This window comes from Mucilaginibacter sp. P5_A4 (assembly GCF_056400605.1).
In genome coordinates this window covers 51,251-69,685 of the sequence record NZ_JBFUKX010000014.1, presented here as the reverse complement: position 1 = coordinate 69,685, position 18,435 = coordinate 51,251, and the positions used below count along the sequence as shown (strand labels likewise).

19 protein-coding genes are annotated in these 18,435 nt (G+C 40.7%); 16 read left to right on the top strand and 3 right to left on the bottom strand.

Going from position 1 to position 18,435, the window contains the following annotated elements:
* The first annotated feature begins 64 nt into the window (after nt 1-64).
* The 4 genes from AC1DQW_RS11015 (at nt 65) to AC1DQW_RS11000 (ending at nt 2,863) form a co-directional block, all read left to right on the top strand.
* Nucleotides 65-1,222, top strand: a complete 1,158-nt coding sequence (locus AC1DQW_RS11015) for a M28 family metallopeptidase (RefSeq protein ID WP_477454132.1) — start codon at nt 65-67, stop codon at nt 1,220-1,222.
* Between the two features lie 6 nt (nt 1,223-1,228).
* Complete coding sequence (locus AC1DQW_RS11010) at nt 1,229-1,780, top strand: GNAT family N-acetyltransferase (protein WP_477454131.1); 552 nt, start codon at nt 1,229-1,231, stop codon at nt 1,778-1,780.
* Nucleotides 1,781-1,920: 140 nt separating this feature from the next.
* The gene (locus AC1DQW_RS11005) at nt 1,921-2,139 is read left to right on the top strand and encodes a hypothetical protein (protein WP_477406104.1); all 219 of its coding nucleotides are present in this window, start codon (nt 1,921-1,923) and stop codon (nt 2,137-2,139) included.
* A gap of 430 nt (nt 2,140-2,569) precedes the next feature.
* Nucleotides 2,570-2,863, top strand: coding sequence for a hypothetical protein (locus AC1DQW_RS11000; protein WP_477406102.1), 294 nt, complete (start codon nt 2,570-2,572; stop codon nt 2,861-2,863).
* Nucleotides 2,864-2,878: 15 nt separating this feature from the next.
* Here the strand turns inward: AC1DQW_RS11000 and AC1DQW_RS10995 are convergent, their stop codons facing one another.
* Nucleotides 2,879-3,346, bottom strand: a complete 468-nt coding sequence (locus AC1DQW_RS10995) for a CYTH domain-containing protein (protein WP_477454130.1) — start codon at nt 3,344-3,346, stop codon at nt 2,879-2,881.
* A 170-nt stretch (nt 3,347-3,516) separates the two neighbouring features.
* Between AC1DQW_RS10995 and AC1DQW_RS10990 the strand changes: the two genes are divergently transcribed.
* The 5 genes from AC1DQW_RS10990 to AC1DQW_RS10970 all read left to right on the top strand — a co-directional run bounded on the left by AC1DQW_RS10990 (nt 3,517) and on the right by AC1DQW_RS10970 (nt 11,792).
* Nucleotides 3,517-4,461: a hypothetical protein gene (locus tag AC1DQW_RS10990; protein ID WP_477454129.1), complete on the top strand. Its 945-nt coding sequence runs from the start codon at nt 3,517-3,519 to the stop codon at nt 4,459-4,461.
* Between the two features lie 81 nt (nt 4,462-4,542).
* The gene (locus AC1DQW_RS10985) at nt 4,543-7,008 is read left to right on the top strand and encodes an ABC transporter permease (RefSeq protein WP_477454128.1); all 2,466 of its coding nucleotides are present in this window, start codon (nt 4,543-4,545) and stop codon (nt 7,006-7,008) included.
* A 179-nt stretch (nt 7,009-7,187) separates the two neighbouring features.
* Nucleotides 7,188-8,144: a hypothetical protein gene (locus tag AC1DQW_RS10980; protein WP_477454127.1), complete on the top strand. Its 957-nt coding sequence runs from the start codon at nt 7,188-7,190 to the stop codon at nt 8,142-8,144.
* A gap of 279 nt (nt 8,145-8,423) precedes the next feature.
* Entirely contained in the window at nt 8,424-11,147 is a 2,724-nt protein-coding gene (locus AC1DQW_RS10975; protein WP_477454126.1) for a carboxypeptidase regulatory-like domain-containing protein, read from the top strand.
* 240 nt (nt 11,148-11,387) lie between these two features.
* Nucleotides 11,388-11,792, top strand: coding sequence for a DUF1761 domain-containing protein (locus AC1DQW_RS10970; RefSeq protein WP_477454125.1), 405 nt, complete (start codon nt 11,388-11,390; stop codon nt 11,790-11,792).
* Nucleotides 11,793-11,882: 90 nt separating this feature from the next.
* Here the strand turns inward: AC1DQW_RS10970 and AC1DQW_RS10965 are convergent, their stop codons facing one another.
* Nucleotides 11,883-12,314: a DUF6526 family protein gene (locus AC1DQW_RS10965; protein ID WP_477454124.1), complete on the bottom strand. Its 432-nt coding sequence runs from the start codon at nt 12,312-12,314 to the stop codon at nt 11,883-11,885.
* A gap of 181 nt (nt 12,315-12,495) precedes the next feature.
* Here AC1DQW_RS10965 and AC1DQW_RS10960 point away from each other — a divergent pair, with 181 nt between their 5' ends.
* Entirely contained in the window at nt 12,496-13,359 is an 864-nt protein-coding gene (locus AC1DQW_RS10960) for an aldo/keto reductase (protein ID WP_477454123.1), read from the top strand.
* A gap of 87 nt (nt 13,360-13,446) precedes the next feature.
* Complete coding sequence (locus AC1DQW_RS10955; protein ID WP_477454122.1) at nt 13,447-13,869, top strand: hypothetical protein; 423 nt, start codon at nt 13,447-13,449, stop codon at nt 13,867-13,869.
* Between the two features lie 133 nt (nt 13,870-14,002).
* Here AC1DQW_RS10955 and AC1DQW_RS10950 read toward each other — a convergent pair whose 3' ends face one another.
* Entirely contained in the window at nt 14,003-14,293 is a 291-nt protein-coding gene (locus tag AC1DQW_RS10950) for a YciI family protein (protein ID WP_477401943.1), read from the bottom strand.
* Between the two features lie 205 nt (nt 14,294-14,498).
* On the opposite strand from AC1DQW_RS10950, the gene AC1DQW_RS10945 reads away from it, so the two are divergent.
* The 5 genes from AC1DQW_RS10945 to AC1DQW_RS10925 all read left to right on the top strand — a co-directional run bounded on the left by AC1DQW_RS10945 (nt 14,499) and on the right by AC1DQW_RS10925 (nt 18,165).
* A complete protein-coding gene (locus tag AC1DQW_RS10945; RefSeq protein ID WP_477454121.1) occupies nt 14,499-15,665 on the top strand; it encodes a galactokinase in 1,167 nt (388 codons plus the stop codon).
* 56 nt (nt 15,666-15,721) lie between these two features.
* Nucleotides 15,722-16,255, top strand: coding sequence for an RNA methyltransferase (locus AC1DQW_RS10940; RefSeq protein ID WP_477454120.1), 534 nt, complete (start codon nt 15,722-15,724; stop codon nt 16,253-16,255).
* A gap of 188 nt (nt 16,256-16,443) precedes the next feature.
* Nucleotides 16,444-17,103 carry a YdeI/OmpD-associated family protein gene (locus tag AC1DQW_RS10935; protein ID WP_477454119.1) on the top strand — a complete coding sequence of 220 codons (660 nt, stop codon included), beginning with the start codon at nt 16,444-16,446 and terminating at the stop codon, nt 17,101-17,103.
* Between the two features lie 298 nt (nt 17,104-17,401).
* A complete protein-coding gene (locus AC1DQW_RS10930) occupies nt 17,402-17,746 on the top strand; it encodes an ArsR/SmtB family transcription factor (protein WP_477454118.1) in 345 nt (114 codons plus the stop codon).
* Nucleotides 17,743-18,165 carry an SRPBCC family protein gene (locus AC1DQW_RS10925; protein WP_477454117.1) on the top strand — a complete coding sequence of 141 codons (423 nt, stop codon included), beginning with the start codon at nt 17,743-17,745 and terminating at the stop codon, nt 18,163-18,165. Before AC1DQW_RS10930 ends, AC1DQW_RS10925 begins: the two co-directional genes overlap by 4 nt.
* Nucleotides 18,166-18,435: the final 270 nt, after the last annotated feature.

Below are 18,435 nucleotides of genomic sequence, written 5' to 3'. Positions count from 1 at the left end.
TTTTTCTTTACTCCTGAGTGGCTTTGCGTGGGTTTTATTTAATTGAATCATCTTCTTTTCCAAAATGAAATTTAAACTTACCATCTTATTCCTTTTCATATCCGGCCTTAGCAACGCCCAGGACAGCCTGTTTGCCCGTAAACTGGTTGATACTCTTACCTCACCCTACTTTTGGGGGCGCGGTTACACGCACGATGGGGTACACATGGCGGCGGCATTTATAGCTTCACAATTTAAAAGTTACGGTGTAAAGCCAATGGATGGCAAAAACTATCTGCAGGAGTTTAGTTACCCGGTAAATATTTTCCCCGGCAAAATGAATGTGGCTATAAATGGCGTTAAACTTATCCCCGGTAAAGAATTTATTGTAAGTCCGGACAGTAAAGGGGTTACCGGTGAAGGCAAGTTGGAACAAACTGACAGTACACATTTTGTCGACCGTAAAAACAGGGTCATCGTTTCGTTAGAGGATAAGCTTACCTGGTCTGTTGAAGGTAAAGCGCTTGATTTTACGCTGATACAGGTTGATAAAAAAGCATTTACACAAATGCCTGCCACCCTTAAAGTTGCCATAGAAAATGAGGTTATCCCCGATTTTAAAACGGCCAACGTTTGCGGTGTGGTAAAAGGAACAATAAAACCCGATTCGATTATTGTAATTACGGCTCATTATGATCATTTAGGTGGTATGGGCAGCGATACCTATTTCCCGGGGGCTAATGATAATGCCAGCGGGCTTACCCAATTATTAAGCCTGGCCAAATATTACGCTGCAAATCCGCAGCCATATACCATGGCGTTCATTGGTTTTTCGGGCGAAGAGGCAGGCTTGCTCGGCTCCAGGTACTTTACAGAAAACCCGCTGATCCCCTTAAAAAATATCCGGTTTTTGATCAATCTTGATCTTAATGGTACAGGCATCGACGGAATTACTGTGGTAAACGCAACTGTTTATCAAAAAGAATTTGCCGCCATGCGGCAGATTAACAATGAGTACCATTACTTTGCAAAGGTAGTACCCCGTGGAAAAGCTGCCAATAGCGACCATTATTTATTTACAGAAAAAGGTGTGCCTGCATTTTTTATATACACTTTGGGCGGTATCAAAGCGTATCATGATGTTTTTGATATCAGCGCCACCCTGCCGCTCAATAAGTATAACGATCTGTTCAGGCTCATTGTAAAGTTTAATAATTTTTTGATGCAAAAAGCAAAGCCCTGATTTTTTATGCTCAGTCCAAATTTTCAGCCCTTTCCTGTTTTAACAACCCAAAGGTTAATACTACGCCGGTTTATTGATGCTGATGCGGCCGATCTTTTGGAATTACGCGGCAATGCCGATATTATGCAATATATCAACCGCCCCCTAACTAAAACGCTGGATGATGCCCTGGGGCTTATAAAAGTTATTGACGATCTGCTGGAAGGTAATAACGGTATTACCTGGTGCATATCATTCAAAAACAACTCTAAATTTATAGGTAGTATTGGTTTTTGGCGAATAGAGAAAGATAATCACCGGGCCGAAATAGGTTACCTGCTAAATCCGGCTTTCCAGGGCATTGGTATTATGCAGGAAGCTGTAGAAGCGGTTATTAATTTTGGATTTGGGGCGATGAACCTGCACTCCATACAGGCCAATGTAAGCCCCGGAAATATAGGCTCCATCAAACTGCTCGAAACCAATAATTTTAAGCGTGAGGGCCATTTTAAAGAGAATCATTTGCATAACGGAAGGTTTGCAGATACCATTATTTATTCTTTATTAACAAAATTGTAAATGTGTTAACAAAATATTCATACGAAGTATTTTGATTTAAAAAATTTTAATGCATGTTTACAACTCGAAACCAATTATAGATGGGCTGAAAACAATTCAGTATAAATGGGGTTAAACTAAAAAACAAAAAAGAACTTATCATGGCAACAGAAAAAGGAAGCGGTATTACCGCGTATTCAGTAAAAACAAAAACTAAGAATGTACCGATGATTGATCCAGTGATTGATATTAAATCGGGAAGGTACATAGCAACGGGTACAGATGGTGCCGGAAATAAAATGGCTGCCATTATGGGCAAAGCTACTGCCGAAGAACATATCGCCAATGGTAATGCAAAAAAAGGTACTGGCTGGGCTTAGTATTTTATTAGCCGCAAAAGCCCTGGTTAAGTAAGCTTAACCAGGGCTTTTGTATGTATCAAGCTTTTTTCCCCAACTCCCCTATCCTTAATATCGAATACTTTAACATCGGAAATTGCTATGGTAAAGTTAAAACCAAAAGTTTTGCCTCTTGATAGCCGCTCTTTTTCGCCTGCCGTTGCGGTTTTGTTGCGTTTTTGATTTTATGACAATTCACAATTTCCTGATTGTTAGACAGATGTAATTTCTTACTGTTTCACCTGTTGCGAACACAACAGTAGCACTTTCCCTGTACCCTCAACACCAATCTTTACTAATAACAGCTATAAATAAGTAATATTACGTACGCAAAAATGGGTGAAAACACCTATTCATCGGCTTTAACATTTCCTTTAATTTTACAGCATCTCATTCATTAAAGCAATTTAATATGGCTGTACGCATACTTTGTATTAAAACCGATACCACATTACATCATAACCCATACGTAGCTATTGATTCATTAGAGTGGATTAACGAGCGTATTAATGTTAAAGGAATAACCGAACGCACCAAACTTTACGACTGGATAAAGAACGAGGCCGGTGAAGCTTACATTATTGACGAGCAGGGTAATAAAACCAGCCTGATCCCGGCCCTCTGTCCCGAAGGAAATAAATATGTAAAAACGGTTAAAGATGAATCTGAACCCGACGTATTGCTTGGACTACCTGAGAGCGCCTAAAAATCGACCTTGAATTTACCATTTACCGAACGGTTTTACAGAAAGGTATGAATTGTAATACCTTTCGTCGCCGGTAACTTCAATGGTAACCCATGGCGGAAGTATAAATTTTTCATCTTCGCTGTCAAGCTCAATCTCGGCAAGCAGCAGGCCCTTATTATCTCCTAAAAACTCGTCTACCTCCCATACCTTACCAGCAACTTCAATACGATAGCGGCGCTTCGTTAGTTCAGATACGGCAAAATTATTAAGCAATTCTTCGCCCTCAACAGCCGGAATGGTGTACTCATATTCCGATCGGCTAATACCCTTTGTACTGCCCTTTATAGTGATAAAACCCTTATCAGGCGTTACGCGGATGCGGATGGTTTTGGTATCATCACTTAAAATGTATCCTTGTCTAAAGTATGTCCCTACCGGCTTGGGCATTTGCTGCCATTGTTCCTTATCAACCAAAAACTTGCGTTCAATTTCAACTCCCATCAGTTTCTTGTTTTTTAATTAACCTGCGGCCGGGCAGATGGTTTTAAATTTTACCGGGCAATGGTACTCTTATTTTATAAAATATCAACAAAATATTAAATCAATAAGCTATATTTAATGTTATATCCCTATAACCGTTATATTCCTTTTAACCAATTAATAATAGCCATATGAAACCGAGCACAAAACTTTTAGGGTTAATTCTGATATTATCAATTAATCTTATTAACCAGGGTTGTAAGCAACCCAACGTTGTTAAACATGGTGGCGAAAAAGACCGGATATCGTTTAAACCGGTGTTGGGAATTAGTTATACAGAAATTTCGCGACGCACCGCACACGGGCTTTCCTTTGATAAGAACGGCTACCAACTGGAGCCGCAATGGCAGATAAACTTTGTTTCTAATGATTCTGTAAGTATTTACAGCCCCACAAAGGGCCGGTTTATTAACTTCCCGCTCACCCGTGGGTACGATTCTATTTTTAACACCGCCAGAACATGGCTCAAGGTTAAAAAAATGAACAAAGACAGCCTTAAGCTGGAAATACTTGAAGCCTACGGTGATACCGTTGATACAGGGGGCGCCAAAGTTTACATGACCTTTTATGCAGATGATTACATCAAAAACGAACTTCATAGCGATACAGCAAAACTAAAAAAGCCTACAAGTAAAGACTCTTCATTTGTAAGATCATTATCAGACGCTGCAAGTAAAGATTATAAGAAAGCTTTTTCGGCAAGGCAACCGGTTGAACTTATTAGCAAAAGCCCACAGGTAAGGGTAAAAAAATGGGTTGCAGAGGGCGACCTGTTTAATCATTTCGATACCACTGATAATTATATGAGCCCAACATATGACATTGCCATCAGCAAAGCAAATACTAACTTTTATTATTCATTCACCGCTATTGTTGATGTAGCCGGACAGATGCACTACGGCAAACCATTAATACCTTTTTTCGACAAATCTTTTAAAGATAATTACATCCGTCTTTCACAGTCGGTTATGGATGGCTATCTTAAATATTATCTGCAGGTGATTCCGGGTAAAACCCTTGGAATACCCCATGCAAGTGTAATTAATGTACACGTAGAAGGCAAAACGGGGGGTTAGTTAAATTTCTAATTTAAAACTGAGCCTATTAAATTTATAAATTAACATTAAACGCGTGATCTGTAGACCATAGTAATACCTATGATTAAAAACTATTTTAAATTTGCCATTAGAAATTTCTGGCGCCACAAACTTTTCACGCTTATTAACATCATTGGCTTATCTGTAGGCGTTAGCGCCGCGTTGGTCATTTACCTCATTGTACATTTTGATTTTACGTTTGATAAATTCCATAAAGATGGTGACCGCATTTATCGTGTAGTAACCAGCTATACGGTTAATGGCAATTTATCATATAGTAGCGCCTCATCGTGGCCGCTGCCAGATGAGGCAGAAAAGGAAGCCACCGGGATAGAAAAAGCTGCCCCTTTTGAAACCATTGCGCACCTTGATGTTGTGATATCTAATGGCCAGGCGGCTGCAACACGTTATAAAGAACAGGACGATATGCTGTATGCTGATGAACGTTATTTTAAGCTGTTCAATTACCATTGGCTTGCTGGCTCGGCAAAAACGGCATTAACCGGCATTAACCAGGTGGTTTTAACCGCTGCCAGGGCTAAGTTATATTTCCCCAATCTATCTCCTGCCGAAGTAATAGGCAAAACAATCATTTACGATAGGCATTATGATCAACAAACATCTGTTGTTACCGGCATTGTGGAACTACCCGCCGGTAATACTGATCTTGCTTTTCATGATTTTATCTCGTTAAATACATTAAAGGCTAATAAAGATTTAAAATATAAGTTTGCCGATTGGCACCCCAATACAAATTTGGCCTGGGACCAATATTTTATAAAATTATCAGCAGGCACCTCTCCTTCCTCGGTTGAAAAACAGTTAAATACTATATTAAAGGCCTATACTGCTACAGATCAGTTATTCAAAAGCCAGCCTTATCAGTTTCATTTACAGCCGTTGGCCGATGTTCATTTCGATAACAGGTACGGCATATTTTACAACCGGCCTACAGCCAGCAAGCCAACTTTGTATGGCTTAATTGCAATTGCAATTATGTTGTTGCTGTTGGGCTGCATCAATTTTATCAACTTAACAACTGCTCAGGCTACCCAAAGGGCCCGGGAAATAGGTATCCGAAAAACTTTGGGTAGCAGCCGCAAGCAGCTGGTATTACAGTTTTTGTTTGAAACTTTTTTTGTAACACTTTTTGCTGTTTTAATTGCAGTAGCCCTTACCCCCGTTTTACTCAACATATTCTCGGGCTTTATACCCGCTGGTATCAACGCTGATTTTACCAGGTTAAACCTTATTTTGTTTTTATCGGCCTTAACAATTACGGTAAGTCTTATCGCCGGTATTTACCCGGCTATGGTACTATCGGGTTATAAAACGCTGCAGGTGCTTAAAAACCAGTCGCGTTTTGATAGTACACAAACCAGGAACGCTTTTTTACGCAAAAGTTTAACAGTTACGCAGTTTGTTATAGCACAATTTTTTGTGATGGCAACATTGTTGGTTAGCAAACAGGTATATTATGCATTGCACAAAGATTTGGGCTATAAAAAAGATGCTATTCTTATTATAGAAACTCCGTGGCAAAACCAGTCAATGCAGGTTCAATACTTTTTCAGAAACAAATTAATGGCTATTCCGCAGGTTAAGCAGTTGAGTATGGGCATTGATGCGCCGGCATCTGATTATACAGATATGCAGCAATCCACTTACAACGATGGTACAAAAGAGATTAAAACAGATGTATTGCCAAAGTACGGTGATGAAAATTACACCAGGATTTATCATTTAAAATTGATAAAAGGCAGAACGTTGGAACAACGTGATACCCTAAGCGGCATGCTCATTAATGAAACCTATGCCAAAGCAATTGGTTTTAAAAATCCTGCCGATGCGATTGGAAAAACCATAACCTTTCATGGCAAAAGACAAGTTACCGGTGTACTTGCCGATTTTTATCAGTCATCACTACATAACGTGATTAAACCTGTAATACTGATAGTTCAGGGTGGACAATATTTTAACAGAACGTTCCATATCGCCTTAAACCCACAAACTACCTCCGGCGATTGGAAAAAAGCCATCGCAACTATGCAAAGCGCATGGAAACAAGCCTACCCGGGGCAAGATTTTGATTATCACTTTTTTGACGAAAATATAGCCAAGTTTTATGAAAGCGAACAACGCACCTCTACCCTTCTTAGCTGGACAACCGGCTTATCTATTTTAATCAGTTGCCTGGGCCTTTTAGGCCTTACTATATACACCACAAACCAGCGCACCAAAGAGATTGGCATCCGTAAAGTAGTAGGCGCCTCCGTTGGCCAGATAGTGACGCTGTTGTCAAAAGAGTTGGTTTTACTTATTATGCTTGCGTTTATGGTAGCAACCCCGATTGCCTGGCTGGCCATAAATAAATGGATACAAAGCTTTACCGACCGCACCCCTGTAAGCTGGTGGATATTTGCATTAAGTGGCGGCGGAATGCTAATTGTGGCCATAATTACATCAAGCTTTCAAACTATAAAAGCAGCCATTGCTAATCCTGTAAAAAGCTTAAAAAGTGAGTAGCGTTAAGTCAACAGTACTAAGTAGTACGTTATAAGCCGGGTTTGCTCTTTTTTGACTTCGAACTTAAGACTTTCGACTAAAGGCTACGTCAATTTAGGTTGACACGACACTATCGTCTTTTATCCAAAAATCCCTCATCATTTTACCGGTTTATTGAATTATATATATCTTTAAGCCGTATGCTATCTATCAATAAAAAAACATTAAAGCTGGTTGGTTTTACACTGCTTACTGCTATTTCAATTATCCAAACAGGTTGCGGCGGCTCCAATAAAGGTAAAAAGCAACTCATAGATTTTAAGCCCTATAATGGTATCAATTATTCAGAAGTATCCCGCAGGCAAAAAAACGGACTTTCGTTTAATGAATATGGCTACCAGTTGGAACCTCAATGGAAAATGAAGTTTGTGTCAGACGATTCGGTAAGCATATACAGTCCTACAAAAAGGACTTTTATCAACTTCCCGCTCACCCGCGGTTACGACTCCATTTTTAATGCGGCACGATCATGGTTAAAGGTTCAAAAAATTAATAAAGACAGCCTTGTTCTCGAGATCATTAAACAAAAAGGCGATTCGCTGGATATTAAAGGCACCAAGGTGTACATGCGTTTTTTTGCCGATAACTATGTAAAAAACGTATTGCGTAGCGATACATCCATATTAAGGCGCCCCAGTCGCAAGGATACCCTGTTCATCCAATCTTTAGCTGTAAAGGCAAACAGGGATTATAAAAAAGCTTTTTCGGCCAGGCAACCGGTTGAGCTTATCAGCAAAAGTCCGCAGGTAAAAGTTACCCGCCGTACTACCAAACCCGAAATTGAAAACAATTTCGACCCATCCGACGATTATCTCGATCCTACTTATGATATTGTTATTAAAAAGGCTTATAAGGATTTTTATTACTCTTTCACCATGTATGTTGATGATAAAGGCGGGATGTATTATGGTAAACCCCTTATTGACCTTGGCTTAAGCGGCCCCGAATTTGAGCAGGCCTACAGCCGGGTTGCCAGCGGTATTATGGACAGCTATTTTAAATTTTACTTAAATGTTAAACCTGGATCAACGCTTGGAATAGTACATTCCAGCATGATATCTGTGCATGTGGAGGGAAAAACCGCAGCAGCCAAGTAGCAGCCAAGTAGCAGCCAACCGTATTACAGGGCTTGTTTTGGGGGCATAAAAAGTAACAATTATGTTATTATAAAACCGGTGCATACAATTGCCCTTAACTTTCACGCTGCAAAGTATGTTATTAGGCAATTTTGCGTACCAATTGAATGTAATTTAAACTATAAAACTTCGTTCAAAATTTTGCCGGGTTGTAAAAAAATGTTAAATCATATGTGTGCCCGGTATGCAACAACCCTAAATGTTTATATTAGCCCCTGTTAGCCGCTTTATATTATATTAATGATATCAAGAAAATTTTTACTCGTAGTATCCCTGTTATTATCTTTTAGCTTAGCCACACTGGCCCAGCAGGATAGCATCCCCATTAACACCATTATCGAAAAAACCTCCAAATATTCGGCAGCATTCCCTATCGAAAAGGTTTACCTTCATTTAGATAAACCTTACTATGCCGCCGGCGATACCATTTGGCTTAAGGCTTATGTTACTGTTGAAAAGCATCAGCCATCGGCACTTAGCGGTATTGTGTATGTCGACCTGCTTAATAGCCAGGATTCGGTACTGGCAGGCCTTAGGCTGCGGCTCAAAAACGGTTTTGCCAACGGCAATATAACGCTCGACGGCGAAACATTTAAGCAGGGCGCCTATAGGATAAGGGCATATACAAACTGGATGCGTAATTTTGATCCGGATTATTTTTATGACCGTACCATAAATGTAGGTAATGCTATTGATAACAAGGTAAACACCTATATATCCTTCAAAAGTTCGGGCAAAAGAGGGGGACTTATAAAGCTTAATGCAAACATCCTCTATAAAAATCCATCGAGCGTACCCTATGCCGATAAAAAAGTAAACTGGCAATTGGTGCGCAACGGCGACGCCGTAAGTAAAGGCCGGGGCACAACAGATGCCAATGGTAACCTTTTGGTAGAGATACCTGAAAATAATGCAGAAACTATAACATCCGGATCATTAGTAACAGCTATTGATATGGGCGACCGCCAGTTTGTTACCAACACTTTCCCGTTAAACGGCTCCATTACTAATTTTGATGTACAGTTTTTTCCCGAAAGCGGGCAGTTAACCAACGGCATACGTACAAAAATTGCATTTAAGGCCATTAACGCAAAAGGTTTGGGTGCAGATGTTAAAGGAAATATTACCGATGATAAAGGTGCCGAAGTTGCCACATTTACATCAAGTCATTTGGGTATGGGCGTATTTGGCATAACACCCGAAAGCGGTAAGATCTATACGGCAAACGTTACCTTCCCAAACGGCTCAACAGCTACTTATAAGCTGCCCCGGGTACAAAATATGGGTATAAGCCTGGCTGTTTATAATAACGATCCTGAAAACCTGACTGTTAAAATATCGGCCAATGATATATTTTTACAGCGTAAGCAAAACAAAAGCTTTTACCTGGTAGCGCAAAGCGGCGGCATTATTTATTATGCTGCTTCAACAGTGCTGCAAAACCTTAGCTATTCGGCCAGTATCCCTAAAAACAAGTTTCCTACGGGTATTTTGCAGGTAACGCTTTTTTCATCAGGTGGCTATGCTTTGTGTCAGCGCGTAGTTTTCATTCAGCATAATGATCAGTTAAGTCTTACTTTAAAAACCGATAAACCATCCTATACCATAAGGCAAAATGTAAAAATGTCGGTAACGGCACTTAACAAAACCGCTCCTGTTATAGGCAGTTTTTCGGTTGCTGTTTTGGATGATGCTACCATACCATCAGATGAAAACAATGAGCAAACTATTTTAAGCAACATACTCTTAACGTCAGACCTGAAAGGCTACATAGAAAAACCCAACTACTACTTTAACAAACCCGACCAGGAAAAGCTGGATAACCTTGATATCCTGATGCTTACCCAGGGCTACAGTCGTTTTAGTTTTGAGGATATCCTGGCCGATAAAACCCCGCCAATTTATGTGGCTCCCGAGCAGGGCATTGAAGTATCGGGTATATTGCGTACCAATACAGGTTTACCGGTAAGTAAAGGCAGTATCAGGCTGCTTGTTCCTGATAATAATTTCTCGGCCGAAACGCTAACAGACATGTCGGGTAATTTTAAATTCGCGGATGTGGCTGTGAGAGATACTTCAAAGATTACCCTGAGCGCCCGTAATAACGTAAACAGTAAAAACATGGTGATCAATGTAAACGGCGAAATTTATCAGAAGATCAGCAAAAACAACAACGTAGCCGATGAAATAGTAAATATCGACAGTGTTATACGCCCTTATCTTGAAAACAGCCGTAAACAATACCAAAGTTCAAGGGTACTTAAAGAGGTAGTGATAAAGGCCAAAACCATTGTTAAAAAAGCAAGCCATAGTGATTATGGAACCTTTTCGGGTTTAAGTCCGCAGGCTGATCACGAAATAAATTCCGATCAGCTAAAAGGATGCCCTATTTTGATCAACTGCTTAAGCACAATGGCCCTGGGATTAACATATGTTGATAATAACTTTTATGTAACCCGCGATTATAACCAGGGTAAAAAGCTGCCGGTACAAATTTATGTAGGCAGTATGCCTGTTGAGGTTAGCTTTTTATCTACCATTACCGGCGACGAGGTTGAATCGGTAGAGATATTTATGAAAGATGGTTTAAGTGGAATTAACCGCCTGACCAATACAAATGGTGTACTGGTTATTAATAAAAAAATAGTTAAAAAACAAAAGATCTCCCTTTCGCAGCTGATGGCGCTTATACCAAAGCAAAACGTAATTACGTTTGCCGTACAAGGTTATAGCAAAGCAAAAGATTTTTATGTACCTAAATATGAGGTGGGCAAAAGCAGTGTTATAGGTCTCGATCTGCGCAACACCATTTACTGGAACCCTAAGATCATTACCGATAAAAACGGTGTGGCAACCTTTAGCTTTTACAACAGCGATGCACGCGGCTCATACCGTGCCATAATTGAAGGCATTGACGGCGATGGCAACTTAGGCAGGCAGGTAGTGCACTTTAACGTGAAGTAAGTTTTTTGGACATTCGAACTGAAGGATTTTCGGACAAAAGACGTTCGGACAAAGGATTAAGGACGGAAGGACAAAGGAACAGATCCTTTGTCCTTTGTCTTTTCATCATTTATCCAAATATCTTTAAGTCCTTTGTCTAAAAATCCTTTGTCTGAAAATCCTTCGTCCTTCCGTCCCAACTTCCTATCGTCTTTTATCGTAAAAAAAGTTTAATTTTATTAAACACATAAACTTATCATCATGAATCCTTCATTAATTAATTGGCTGGCGGTTATAGTAGCTGCCCTGTCTTCGTTTTTAGTTGGCGGTATCTGGTATTCGCCTGTGCTGTTTGCTAACGCCTGGGTAGCCGATAATAAACTCAACGTTGATGAATTAAAAGCAGCAAACAAATTACGATCATTTGGGATGACGGCCTTGTTCTCCTTAATTATGGCTGCAAACCTTGCCGCATTTTTAGCCGATGCCAAAACCGACTTAGCCTGGGGTACAGCTGCAGGTTTCCTGGCCGGCATCTGGACATTTAGCGCCATTGCCATCATGAGCCTGTTCGAGCTAAAAAGCTGGCGGTTGATATTTATTAATGGCGGCTACAGCCTGGTATCGTTAACGCTGATGGGTGCTATTTTGGGAGCATGGAGGTAGGTGGTTAAAATGGACAAAGCCTCAATTTATTTCCACAACTGACGTAATTAACTAATACATAATTAATTAAATCACAACCTCAACAATTTACTATACCCGGTGATGGTCGCCCTTCCACTTTTGGATGGCTTTTTTAATATCATTCGGTTGAAGGTTTTCGGTTAATGTTTTTTCAACAAGCTGTACCATTTCTTCATCAGGTGCAAAACGTAAGGCAGCTATCTGGCCAATTGTAAGCTGGCGGCTTAAGGGTTGGCGGGTAAGTATAAAATATCGTAGACTTTCTTCAGCGCGTATGGCTCTGTCCTGCGCTTTCAAGGGGAATGCACGCATAAACCAGAATATAAAAAAGAAGCAAACAAAAACAAGCAAAAGCAGCACTGAGGTAATCTGCCCGTTGGTTTGCCATTGCTTTACTACATTTATTATTGCTAATATAAATCCCGCTAAAATGAAAACATTTAGCACATAATGATAGCCTGTTACATGACGCCTGTGATTGGCAAAATTTTGATCGGTCATTTGGATTTCTTTTTTAGCGGAAAGATAGCTTTTTAGCAGCAAGTAGTTAGTATCAGGTATCGGTATGGCCTCAAGATTTTGATACTTGACACTAACTACTTGATACTTATAATGAATTATGTGTATTTTCCTTAAACAATGCGGCCATATTTGAGTTGAATTTATAACCAACACCAACATTATGGCTACTACAACAAGTTCATTTGAAAAAACTTTTAGTTTAGGCGGCGATTTCACTATAAACCGCCTGGGCTATGGCGCCATGCGCATTACCGGAAAAGGCATCTGGGGCCCTCCGGCCGATAAATTTGAATGTATCCGCGTATTAAAACGTGCGGTTGAACTGGGCGTAAATTTTATTGATACGGCCGATAGCTACGGCCCTAACATATCTGAAGAGTTAATTGCCCAGGCCCTTGCACCCTACCCCGACAAATTGGTTATTGGCACTAAAGGCGGCTTGCTGCGTACCGGCCCAGACGAATGGCCTATTGATTCATCACCCCAGCATTTAATGCAGGCACTGGAGGGCAGCCTGAAGCGTTTAAAATTACCAAGAATCGATCTTTACCAGTTACACCGTATCGACCCAAAAGTACCGGCCGAAAAATCGTTTGCGTTTTTACAAAAAGCACAACAGGAAGGCAAGATTAAACACATCGGCCTATCCGAAGTTAGTATAGATGAAATAAAAAAGGCACAGGAGTTTTTCGAGGTAGTATCGGTACAAAATATGTACAGCGTTGATAACCGTAAATGGGAGGCCGAACTGGAATATACCCGCGACCATAATATAGCCTTTATCCCGTGGTTCCCGCTGGGCGGCGGCAACGTACAGGGCGAAGCGGTATTAAAACGTATTGCCGACAAGCATAACGCCACCATTCACCAGGTTGCATTAAGCTGGTTGCTGCACCATTCGCCAAATATTTTGTTAATTCCGGGCACATCAAGCATTGAACACCTGGAAGAAAATATGAAAACCGCCAATATCCAATTATCAGAGGATGATATAGATATATTGAACACGCTGGGCGAAGTATAAAAAACTTCTTTTTTTGCAGATAAAAACAAAAGGATGTCATTATGTTTATGGCATCTTTTTGTTTTAGTTGAAAGCGACATAACGAACATGAAAACCAAAGAAGAAATACTAAACAGCTTTTACACCGCCAGTGCAGATGGCATGCCCGAAATATCTGCAGCCGACCTTCTTAAGGCTATGGAAGCCTACAAACAACAAAGCCTGGAAGAAACTTTTAACGCTGCCCGTAAACTTAAAGATGAATCATCTATCCAACCCGATTACAGGTTTGCTAACTTTAATGAATACATTAAAAATATCGGGATTAAAGTATCAAAGGCAGAAAAAGATGAGCTGGGCGAACATATAGCTTTAGTTGCCGACAGCGTATTACCAAACTTTTTACCCGATGATCCTTCCGTAAATGAATTCTCGTTTGATTTTAACATGATGGGAATTGGTTACACCGCTTTTTACGCAAAAGACAGTGATGGCTACTGGCAAATGAAAAGATGGAAACTGGGGAGGTAGCAGGCTCAAAATATCATACGAGCCCAACCAGCCCCCCCGAAAGGGAGGGCTAAAAATCCAAAGATCAAAATTCTTCCCTACCGGGGAGATTTAGAGAGGCAATGGCATAATCTTGCATACTGCCCAGTGTTAACTAAACCGCCGCTACTTTATATGGCTTTACATCAACAGATTCCCATACCTTTTGAGTGATGTAAGGCTCGTTTTGTTTCCAGGCATCAAGCTCCTCTTCGGTTTCAAATTGCAGTATCATCACCGAGCCTATCATATTACCTTCATCATTTAATATAGCGCCGCCTAAAACATAATTTCCACTTGCTTTAAGAGCTTTGGCACCATCAAGGTGATGCGGGCGTACATTCATGCGGCGTTGCAGCGCGCCTTCGTCGGTATAGTCATATCCGGTAACCAGGTATTGTTTCATGGGGTTAAAATTTGGTAATTAATTAGCTAACCTGTCGGGCAGGCTTCTGCCTGTTTTGGTCGCTGTAAAGCTATAAAATTAAAAATGCAGACAAAATTTTACGACATATCCTCTAATTGGACATTTTTTTCAAATTAATTTATATTTATAACTGTAAAGTTGACAATTTTTACAATATTTGTTTTCCAATAAACTAACCTGAATAATGAAGAACACTTTGCACCAGGAATTTAATAAGATTTTTAACAAAGAAGCCGACAATGCCTACTTTTCGCCAGGGCGTGTAAATCTTATTGGCGAACACATTGATTACAACGGCGGCCTGGTTATGCCGTGCGCAATTACTTTTGGCACATACCTGCTAACATCACCTAATGACGATGGCGTTTTCCGTTTCAGGAGCTTAAATTTTGCAGAAAAACAGGATGTCCCTTTGCAGAAATCCTATGTAAAAAAAGGCGAACACTGGTATAACTTCCCTATTGGCGTTATCAATAGTTTTGTAAAAGACGGCCATGAGCTTAAGGGTTTGGATATGCTGTTTTATGGCGATATCCCTATCGGCTCGGGCTTGTCATCTTCTGCATCTATAGAAGTAGTAACCTCTTTTGCGCTGAATGATATTTTCAGCAGCGGCTACAGCAAGCTTGACCTGGTAAAACTTTCCAAATCAGTAGAAAACAACTTCATTGGCGTAAACTGCGGCATTATGGACCAGTTTGCTGTTGCCTTTGGCGAAAAGAACAAAGCGCTGATGCTTAACTGCGACACCCTGGATTATGAGGCTGTTGACAGCAACCTGGGCGATTACGTGTTGGCCATTATTAACACCAACAAACCCCGTAAACTGGCAGAATCAAAATATAATGAACGCGTAGAAGAATGCAAGATGGCCTTAACTGCCCTTCAGCAGGAACTGAATATCAACCACTTGTGCGATATTGATGCCGAAACGCTAAAAAAATACCAACATCTGATTACTGACGCTGTTGTGCTTAAGCGTGCCAAACACGTTATTGAAGAGAACGACCGGGTAAAACTTGCCGCCAGGGCTTTGGCCAATAATGATTTAGCTGCGTTTGGCAAACTCATGTATGCATCTCATGATTCGCTGCGCGATTTGTACGAAGTAAGTGGTATCGAACTTGATACTGTGGCCGAATACAGTAAAACCAACCCCAATGTTGCTGGTGCCCGTATGACAGGTGCCGGTTTTGGCGGCTGCGCCATTGCTTTGGTAAAGGGTGATGCATTTGAAGATTACAGCAAAGGCGTTACCGAATATTATACCAATAAAATAGGTTACGCGCCATCAGTTTACAGCTCACTGATTGGTAACGGCGTAGGCTTGTTAAACGCAGTGGTTAGTTAAGCACTTTTTAATACTTTTGTCCGTGGTTTGTGGATTATAGACCATGGACAAACTATATGCGCAAATTAAAGTTAGATGAGCTGAACCGTGCTTCGGTTGATGAGTTTAAACAGCAGGATAAGCTGCCGGTTACCGTAGTGTTGGATAATGTACGCAGTATGCACAATATCGGCTCTATCTTTCGCACTTCGGATGGATTTGCCGTAACGCAAATTTGCCTTTGCGGTATTACCGCACAACCTCCCCATCGTGAAATTGAGAAAACCGCGCTTGGCGCCACCCAATCTGTAAACTGGATCTATTATGAAACCCCATTGCAGGCCGTTGAACAACTGCGCCGCGACGGTTACCAGATCATCGCCGTGGAGCAGGCCGAAAATAGTACCATGCTCAATGAATTCATCCCTGATGCTGCTAAAAAATATGCTCTTATATTTGGTAACGAAGTAAACGGTGTAAGCGACGAAGTGATGCAAAACATAGATACCTGTATCGAGATCCCCCAGTTTGGCACTAAACATTCTTTCAACATTGTAGTTTCTGCGGGCATTGTACTCTGGGATTTTTTTGCAAAGCTGGTGGTAAAGTAGTTGGCGGTTTGCATGTGATCAACTACTTACAAAGTTTTAAAACGGCGAAGCCCTCAACGAGGCCCCCAATAATATTATCGTGTTAAACTTATCAGTTCAATTTACCCCGGCGTCTTCAGATGTTACCATTTGTAATTACATATGCAAAACATATTTCCTAAATTAGCTATCGCCATTAAAATAAACCGATGAACGCCTTAGCTAAAAAACTACAAATAAAACCCGAATCACGCTGGCTGCTCTATAACGCCCCTGCTAATTTTTTGGATAGCTTAACGCCCCTGCCCGATGGCGCCCAGGTGGCATTTAATACTGTTGGCGATTTCGACGGCATCCTGTTATTTGTTACTAATAGAGCAGAGCTAACAAACGAGCTTAAAGTAATTGTTTCTTTATTAAAGGATAACACTACTTTTTGGATAATCTACCCTAAAAAAAGTTCAGGCATAAAATCCGACCTGGAGATGATGAGCAGTTGGGATGAACCAACGGTATACGGCCTACGCCCCGTTGCTTCTGCCGCTGTGAATGAAACCTGGACAGCGTTACGCTTTCGACCAATAGAGCAGGTTAAAACCTCCGAAGGCCGCAATGAAGGTATCCGTAATAACGAGTATAGTGCTTATGTTGATGTTGATAACAAGATCATAACCCTCCCGGATTATATCAAATATGCTCTTGAACAGCAACCTGCTGCCCTCGCCTGGTTTCAGCAACTCTCCTACAGCAATAAAAAAGAATATGCATTGTGGATATTAACCGCCAAGCAGGAAAAAACGCGTGACGACCGTTTAATTAAAATGGTGAATATGCTGTTGGATAAGAAGAAGAATCCTTCGGATAAGTAAGCGTTTAAGCCCATACAACACTCTCTGTGGTTACTACCTATGGCGTATTGCAAAAAAAGCCTTTTGTCATGCTGAACGCAGTGAAGCATCTATTATTCGCTATGTTTCTTCGCCCGGTACAGCCTGCCAATAGATCCTTCACTGTCCAGCATGACAAATCTTTAAAATGCCATTCTCCTTCAGAATCCCCGAATTTAGCTCTCTATAATCATGTGACTAACTTTTTTATTTTCTTATTGCGTAACCAAAAGGCTTCATATATATTTGTAACCATATGGTTTCATATTGCCATTATGTTATGCACCGAGACGTTTTTAAAGCCATTGCCGACCCTACCCGCCGCGAAATCATCAACCTGATTGCGCACCAAAGCATGAACCTTAATGCCGTGGCCGATAATTTTGATATAAGCAGACCGGCTGTATCTAAACATATCAAAATATTAACCGAATGCGGCCTGCTGGTTATTAAACAACAAGGGCGGGAGCGTTTTTGCAGGGCCGATTTAAAACAACTTAAAGAAGTTACTGATTGGGCCGAACAGTACAGCAAATTTTGGACGCAAAAACTTGATGCATTGGATGTATTCCTTATCAATGAACAAAATACAGAAACTATAAATCCTAAAAATGAAAAATTATGAGCGCACAACCTTTTGAAATTGAACGTACTTACAACGCCCCCATCAGCAAAGTTTGGGAAGCTATTACCGACAAGAACAAAATGAAGGAATGGTACTTTGACCTGGCAGAATTTAAACCGGAAGTAGGCTTTGAGTTTGAATTCACCGCTGGTGATGATAACGTAAAGTATCGCCACCTGTGCAGGGTAACCCAGGTTGTTGAGGGCAGTAAAATTGCCTATACCTGGCGTTACGACGGCTATGAAGGCGATTCGGAAGTTACATGGGAGTTGTTCCCCCTGGGTGAGCAAACCCGCCTTAAACTTACCCATTCGGGCCTCGAAACCTTCCCTCGCGTGGATGCCTTCAAAAAGGAGAATTTTGTTGCCGGCTGGACCGATATTACTGGCCGATCATTAAAAGAATACCTGGAAAAATGATTAGATCGCTATTGCGAGAACTAAAATCCGGGGACTCTGAAGGGGGAATGAAGTTTTAAAAGATTTGTCATCCTGAACGCAGTGAAGGATCTATTCGCAGACTGTGCTGGGCGAAGAAACATAGCGAATAACAGATGCTTTACTGTGTTCAGCATGACAAAAAGCTTTAATTGCAAAAACTCATGGGTAGGCACGAAGCAATGACGGTGAGTTATATATTTCAAAAACGTATAAAACATTATTGAATAAAATTTAAACGGATTCTTAATT

Bases quoted from the DNA above. Each gene is read 5' to 3' on its own strand.
- AC1DQW_RS11015 (WP_477454132.1), top strand. From the start codon at position 65: ATGAAATTTAAACTTACCATCTTATTCCTTTTCATATCCGGCCTTAGC.
- AC1DQW_RS11010 (WP_477454131.1), top strand. From the start codon at position 1,229: ATGCTCAGTCCAAATTTTCAGCCCTTTCCTGTTTTAACAACCCAAAGG.
- AC1DQW_RS11005 (WP_477406104.1), top strand. From the start codon at position 1,921: ATGGCAACAGAAAAAGGAAGCGGTATTACCGCGTATTCAGTAAAAACA.
- AC1DQW_RS11000 (WP_477406102.1), top strand. From the start codon at position 2,570: ATGGCTGTACGCATACTTTGTATTAAAACCGATACCACATTACATCAT.
- AC1DQW_RS10995 (WP_477454130.1), bottom strand. From the start codon at position 3,346: ATGGGAGTTGAAATTGAACGCAAGTTTTTGGTTGATAAGGAACAATGG.
- AC1DQW_RS10990 (WP_477454129.1), top strand. From the start codon at position 3,517: ATGAAACCGAGCACAAAACTTTTAGGGTTAATTCTGATATTATCAATT.
- AC1DQW_RS10985 (WP_477454128.1), top strand. From the start codon at position 4,543: ATGATTAAAAACTATTTTAAATTTGCCATTAGAAATTTCTGGCGCCAC.
- AC1DQW_RS10980 (WP_477454127.1), top strand. From the start codon at position 7,188: ATGCTATCTATCAATAAAAAAACATTAAAGCTGGTTGGTTTTACACTG.
- AC1DQW_RS10975 (WP_477454126.1), top strand. From the start codon at position 8,424: ATGATATCAAGAAAATTTTTACTCGTAGTATCCCTGTTATTATCTTTT.
- AC1DQW_RS10970 (WP_477454125.1), top strand. From the start codon at position 11,388: ATGAATCCTTCATTAATTAATTGGCTGGCGGTTATAGTAGCTGCCCTG.
- AC1DQW_RS10965 (WP_477454124.1), bottom strand. From the start codon at position 12,314: ATGACCGATCAAAATTTTGCCAATCACAGGCGTCATGTAACAGGCTAT.
- AC1DQW_RS10960 (WP_477454123.1), top strand. From the start codon at position 12,496: ATGGCTACTACAACAAGTTCATTTGAAAAAACTTTTAGTTTAGGCGGC.
- AC1DQW_RS10955 (WP_477454122.1), top strand. From the start codon at position 13,447: ATGAAAACCAAAGAAGAAATACTAAACAGCTTTTACACCGCCAGTGCA.
- AC1DQW_RS10950 (WP_477401943.1), bottom strand. From the start codon at position 14,293: ATGAAACAATACCTGGTTACCGGATATGACTATACCGACGAAGGCGCG.
- AC1DQW_RS10945 (WP_477454121.1), top strand. From the start codon at position 14,499: ATGAAGAACACTTTGCACCAGGAATTTAATAAGATTTTTAACAAAGAA.
- AC1DQW_RS10940 (WP_477454120.1), top strand. From the start codon at position 15,722: ATGCGCAAATTAAAGTTAGATGAGCTGAACCGTGCTTCGGTTGATGAG.
- AC1DQW_RS10935 (WP_477454119.1), top strand. From the start codon at position 16,444: ATGAACGCCTTAGCTAAAAAACTACAAATAAAACCCGAATCACGCTGG.
- AC1DQW_RS10930 (WP_477454118.1), top strand. From the start codon at position 17,402: ATGCACCGAGACGTTTTTAAAGCCATTGCCGACCCTACCCGCCGCGAA.
- AC1DQW_RS10925 (WP_477454117.1), top strand. From the start codon at position 17,743: ATGAGCGCACAACCTTTTGAAATTGAACGTACTTACAACGCCCCCATC.